Source organism: Vibrio sp. 2134-1, from assembly GCF_033339495.1.
The window spans coordinates 1-1,121 of sequence record NZ_JAWOUS010000122.1; the positions used below are offsets into that span (position 1 = coordinate 1).

Annotated in this window: 1 protein-coding gene; it reads right to left on the reverse strand. The window is 46.7% G+C overall.

All coding sequences use genetic code 11. The features are described 5' to 3' along the window. The coding region (locus R7R78_RS24310; RefSeq protein WP_225474398.1) for a RecQ family ATP-dependent DNA helicase at nt 1-1,121 on the reverse strand (1,121 nt) is incomplete at both ends.

Genomic DNA, 1,121 nt, shown 5'->3' on the forward strand with positions numbered 1-1,121 from the left:
GACAAACGTAGTGGCACGACTTCCCACTGAGGTTGGTGCTCTTTGATTTGACCCAATACATAACTAATCGAAGAGCGCTCAGGCGTGTCGCCAAACACAAAGTTTTCTAATACAGTTAGACCAGAAGTATTGCCAAGCAGAATGCATTCAGAGCGTTGTCCGTCTCGTCCTGCTCGACCTATTTCCTGGGCATAGTTTTCAATGGATTTAGGCAGATCAAAGTGGATCACTCGGCGAATATCGGATTTGTCGACACCCATCCCAAAGGCAATCGTGGCCACAATGCAGTCAATTTGGCCCGCCATAAATTGCTGTTGTATTTGCTCACGAACTTCACTTTTCATTCCCGCATGATACGCATGAGCGTTAACGCCAATGTGGATCAATGACTTAGCTACTTGCTCTGCAGTTTGCTGTTGCGTTACGTAAACGATGGTTGGCAGTTTAGGGGCTGCGGCGACAATCGTGTTGAGTTGCGTTTGCTTTTCGGACTCTTCGCAAGGGATGACTGAAATATCGAGGTTCGAACGGTAAAAGCCAGTTACAGTAATGTGGTCACTCGCAATATCGAACTTATTTTTCATGTCCTCAATAACGGCGGGCGTTGCTGTGGCGGTCAGCAACAAGGTTTGGGGAATATTCAGTTCTCGCTGATATTGCGGCAACTTGAGGTAATCCGGACGGAAGTTATGTCCCCACTCAGAGATACAGTGCGCTTCATCGACTACCATCAAAGAGATTGGCACTTGACGAATGAACTCGCGAAAGCGCTCGTTTTTGAGGCGTTCGACAGAAATCATCAAAATTTTGATTTCACCGTTTTTGACTCCAACCATTACGCGTTGCGCTTCTTCTCTGCTTTGGCTGCTATCAATAGAAGCGGCGGCGATCCCTTTGCTTTGCAAAAAGCTCAGCTGATCTTTCATTAGTGCCAGTAATGGCGAGATCACTAAAGTGAGGTTTGGCAGCATGGTGGCGGGGAGTTGATAACAAAGAGATTTGCCCGAGCCCGTTGGAAATATTGCTGCTGCAGAGTAACCATTCATGACCGATTCAATAACTGGTTGTTGGCCTTGGCGTAATGAGTCAAAACCAAACACGGATTGAAGCGTTTGTAGTAA